This is a genomic window from Dermacoccus sp. Ellin185 (assembly GCF_000152185.1).
Lineage (GTDB): Bacteria > Actinomycetota > Actinomycetes > Actinomycetales > Dermatophilaceae > Dermacoccus > Dermacoccus nishinomiyaensis.
The window spans coordinates 1-4,051 of record NZ_AEIQ01000030.1 but is presented as its reverse complement, the minus strand read 5'-3'; the positions used below and the strand labels follow the sequence as shown (position 1 = coordinate 4,051).

The following is a 4,051-nucleotide window of genomic DNA, read 5'->3' as shown; positions in this document are numbered from 1 at the left end:
GGCGGCCCGCCGCGCCCACGCCGCGGCGCACGCATGACCCTGCCGTCGCACCTGCCGACGCGCACCTGGTGAAACGCATCCGCCGCGGGGGAGCTGACTACGACAACAGGGCAGCGTCACCCAGGACGACGGCGCGCAGCCGGGCGGCGGCGTCGACGTCACCCGCGAGGGCGGCCCGCATGGGCGCTCGCGTCACGGTGAGTGACGACGGGTAGCGCGTCGGCGCCTCGGCGTCGTCGATGACGAGGGCGTCGACGAAGTCGGCGTACAGGTGGGCGAGGGTTGCTGATGACGCAGTCGCCCCGGTGAGTCGCCAGCTCGCGGCGTCGACGCCGGCGGGGCGGTGCCCGTCGAGGCCGATGGGGCTGAGCGCCACGACGCGCGCCGACGTGCCGCGCAGAGCGTCGCGGATCCCGCGCACCGCGAGGAATCCGGCCATGTCGAGGATCGGCGACATCGGCGGCAGGACGACGACGTCGGCGCTGCGCACGGCGTCGAGCACGCCGGGCGCGGCGTCGGCGTGATCGACGCCGGCGACGACGAACCCCTCGGGCTCGCGGCGGTCGGTGTCCTCGATCCAGCGCAGCGCGTGACGGCTGACCTGCCCACCGTCGCCGTCGGGTTCGAGCACGTGCAGTTCGATGGGTTCTTCGGTGAGCGGCAGGACGGCAGCCGTCTCGCTCTGCGCGCCGCGGCACTGCGTCCACTGCTGCTGAGCTGCGGCGACGGCGCCGGTGCCCCGCGCGTGGCGATAGGTGCGGGCCACGGCCTGGGCGAGGGCCTCATCGTCGAGCCAGCCCCACGCGCCGGTCGGAATGAGACCGGCGTCCCGCAGAGAGACGACCGCTGTGCGCGTCCCCGGCACCGCATCGTCCGCAATTCGGCACACCGCGTCGAGGTTGGGGCAGAACCTGAGACCTGCGAGACTGATGTCATGCGACGTGTTGGTGACGTAGATCACATCGAGCAAAGGCGTGTTGGTGATGGACTCTCGCCCGAACAGCGCATCTAGTGCCGGGCGGGAGAGGGGACCACTAGATAGGACGCTCACATGCATTGTGTCAGTGTGACACGGGGGCGCAGCAGGGCCTCGACCACCCCCGCCGAGGGCTGATCGGGGTCACCCGTTCGGCTTGACTCACTCGAATGACACCGATGTAATAACACCGTTGGTTCTCGCCACCGCTTCGCTCTCGCTGCCACCTGCCCGCTGCGCACGACGCCCTTCGTCCGGGCGTCACCGTCGACCTTCTCGACGGCTCGCCATCGGCGGATCATCGGCTGGATCGTCGCGTCACCAGGGGGTTGTCACCGCTCGGTGATATGGCCGCCGCGAGCGGCGGATCACGATGACCACACGACCGACGTGCCGATGATCGGGACGTACCGCAGAGCCCGGCCCACCCGCCGCGACCGCCGACCACGAAAGGACGGACATGCAGGAATTCATGCAGTTGATCAGCCTGCACGACGCCCTGGACGACACGGAAGAGCTGTCGTGGCAGGAGCGCGCCCTGTGCGCGCAGACCGACCCCGAGGCCTTCTTCCCCGAGAAGGGCGGCTCGACCCGTGAGGCGAAGCGCGTCTGCGTCGGGTGCGAGGTGCGCTCCGAATGCCTCGAGTACGCCCTCGAGAACGACGAGCGATTCGGCATCTGGGGCGGGCTGTCCGAGCGCGAACGCCGCAAGCTGAAGAAGCGCGCGGTCTGAGCGAAGTGTCGGCGACCCAGGTCAACGGCGTCGACGAGTTGCACGACGGCTCCCCAGCACACCCCTTCGTCACCACTGTCCTCATCGCGCGGGACGCCCATCAGCCCTGGCTCGACGCCACCGTCACCGCCGTCTGCGCGCAGACGCGCCGCCCCGACCGCCTCGTCATCGTCGACGGCAGCGCCGCCGGACGCGTGCGCGGCACCCTCGACGCGATGACCCGCGAGCGCGCCGACCTGCGGGCGCTCGACGTCACCGTCGTCACCGCCTCGCACGACGAGGCGTTCGCCGCGCTCGTCGACCGCGCCGTCCAGGCGCTGCCCGCACGCTCCAGCGACCACGTCGTCGCGCTACGCACCCGACGCCGTGCACGTCGCCGCGAGAGCCACCCGAACGACCGGTACAACTGGCTCTGGTTGCTCCACGAGGATTCGGCGCCGCTGCCGACGACCCTCGCGGCCCAGCTGAGGGCGGCCGGACGCAGCGAACGACTCGGCATCCTCGGCTGCAAGATCCACGAACTCGACCGCCCAGACCGGCTCGTCAACGTGGGCATCGACGTCACGACGAGCGGCCGGCACGTCGCGCGCACGCATGGCGGCGAACTCGACCAGGGCCAGCACGATCTTCGCCGCGACGTGCTCGCCGTCGCGAGCTCCGGCATGCTCGTGCGCCAGGACGTCTATCTCGAACTCGGCGGATTCGACCCCGCCTTCGACGGTGACGGCGACGGGCTCGACCTGTGTTGGCGCGCCCACCTCGCCGGGCACGCGGTGGCCGTCATCCCCGACGCCGTCGCCCATCAGGATCTCGACGCGGCGCACCTGCTGCGCTCCATCGACGGGGGTGGCTCGCGCCCTACCCGCCGCGAGCGACGTGCGCTGTCGCGCCGTGCGGGTGACCCCGATCGTCCTGCGCCGCACTCGGCCGCGACGCTGCGTCGTCACCGTCAGGTGGCCCTCGCGCGCACACCGGCGTGGCGCCTGCCGTTCGCGATGGTCTGGACGACGCTGACGTCGCTGCTGCTCGCGCTCGCGCTGCTGCTCGTCAAGCGGCCGCGGCGTGCCGCGGCCGAGTTGGGGCAGGCGAGCGCATCCTTCGGCCTGGCCCGCATCTTCGGCGCGCGCCGGCGCTTCCGCGGCCGCGCCGTCGTCAGCACTGCGCAGTTGCGGTCGTTGTTCGTGCCCGCCTCCGTCGGCCGCGCCCGCGCGTGGGAGGCGTTCGTCGAGGCCGTCACGCCTAGCGGTTCGCGGACGGCCGGTGCGAGCCCGGCGTCGTCGGAGACCGGGCCCACGTCCTCGGACGCCGAGGACCTGACGGCTCCGCGCGGCATCGTCGCGCGCGGCCTGCGTCACCCCGGCCTGTGGTTGTTCCTGGCTCTCGTCGCACTGAGCGCCGTGCTCGCGCGTCGCACGTTCGACACCGACCTGCTGAGTGGCGGAGCGGGCCTGGCGGGCGGCGCTCTCGAGCCGAGCTTCACTTCCGCGAGCGCGTGGTGGCACGCGTGGCGCGACGCCTGGCAGGGCGACGGGTACGGGCATCCCGCCTCGTCGGCGCCGTATCTGCCGTTCCTCGCGGCGGGCGCGTGGCTCGTCTCGGTGTTCCCGTGGACGGATGACGCCGCGAGCGCCCAGGCCGCGCTCACGTGGTTGTTCCTCGCCGCGCCCGTCCTGGCCGGCCTCGCCGCCTATTGGGCCGGCCGCGTCGTGACGCGGCGTCCCTGGCCGCGTGCCGTCGTCGCGTTGCTGTGGGGCAGCGCCGCGCCGCTGACGGGGGCCATGGCGGACGGGCGTCTGGGCGCCCTCGTCGCCGCGATCATGGTGCCGTTGACGCTGGCCGGGTTGGCCGCGATCGCGCGTCGCTCGGGCGGCGCCGGTGCGGTGGCCGCATGCGCTCTCGCCGCGACCGTGCTCGTCGCGTTCGCCCCGCCCTTCCTGCCGGCGCTCACTGTCCTCCTGCTCGTCATCGTCGTGTTCGGTCGCCGCGCGGCGAAATGGCGGGCGCTTGCCGTCGCCGTCCTCGTGCCGCTGCTGCTGGGGCACTGGAGCGTCGAGGTGTGGCGTCACCCCGCCCGGCTCGTCGCCGGCCCCGGCACCCTCACGCAGGAGGCGGCCACCGACCCCGTCGCGATGCTGTTCGCCCACCCCGGCGGGCCCGGGTCGACGCCGCTCGTCCTCGGCATCCCCGTGCTGCTCGCGGGGCTGTTCGGCGCCGTGCGCGGACGCTCGTTCGCCGCCGCGCGGTGGGTGCTCGTCGTCGGTGCCCTCGCGTCGCTGGGGGCGGCCATGATCGTGCCGCGCCACTCCTTCGGCGCGAACCCCGGTTGGCGCGTGTGGGCCGGC

The 4,051-nt window shown here is 73.0% G+C and carries 3 protein-coding genes; 2 read left to right on the top strand and 1 reads right to left on the bottom strand.

The window, feature by feature from the left end; translation table 11 throughout:
• Positions 1-97: 97 nt before the first annotated feature.
• On the bottom strand, positions 98-961 hold the full coding sequence (locus HMPREF0321_RS01475) for a 2-phospho-L-lactate transferase CofD family protein (RefSeq protein ID WP_050786421.1): 864 nt from the start codon (positions 959-961) through the stop codon (positions 98-100).
• A 487-nt stretch (positions 962-1,448) separates the two neighbouring features.
• On the opposite strand from HMPREF0321_RS01475, the gene HMPREF0321_RS01470 reads away from it, so the two are divergent.
• Positions 1,449-1,709, top strand: a complete 261-nt coding sequence (locus tag HMPREF0321_RS01470; RefSeq protein WP_167539850.1) for a WhiB family transcriptional regulator — start codon at positions 1,449-1,451, stop codon at positions 1,707-1,709.
• A 5-nt stretch (positions 1,710-1,714) separates the two neighbouring features.
• Positions 1,715-4,051: glycosyltransferase (locus HMPREF0321_RS01465; protein ID WP_006943613.1), on the top strand; the 2,337-nt coding region annotated here is incomplete at its 3' end.

Excerpts from the sequence above, each read along its gene's own strand:
- HMPREF0321_RS01470 (WP_167539850.1), top strand. The coding sequence starts at position 1,449 with ATGCAGTTGATCAGCCTGCACGACGCCCTGGACGACACGGAAGAGCTG.